We start from the raw sequence: 230 nt of genomic DNA on the forward strand, positions 1-230 counted from the left end.
AAGCTGTTTGGTTTCTAGTTGAGCTTGGCTCGCTAGAATTTCATCCACCACTTCACGTTGTTGGTTTACTTTAATTGGGTACACCAACAGGTATTTGTTTGGATATTGGTATTCTTCAATTGCTTGGTTGAAAGCGTGGCAAATTCCATGCACACGTTGGTGCACGATTTGCGGGAAGCGCACTAATACAGGCAGATTTAACTGCTGCGCTTCTAGCTCATTTACAATGG

General features: G+C 43.0%; 1 protein-coding gene. It reads right to left on the reverse strand.

Annotated features, from left to right (window positions below; genetic code table 11):
• The coding region (locus IEX97_RS13845) for a hypothetical protein (RefSeq protein WP_229776954.1) at positions 1-230 on the reverse strand (230 nt) is incomplete at both ends.

Source organism: Paenalicyclobacillus cellulosilyticus, assembly GCF_014647315.1.
Taxonomy (GTDB): Bacteria; Bacillota; Bacilli; order Alicyclobacillales; family Alicyclobacillaceae; genus Alicyclobacillus_J; species Alicyclobacillus_J cellulosilyticus.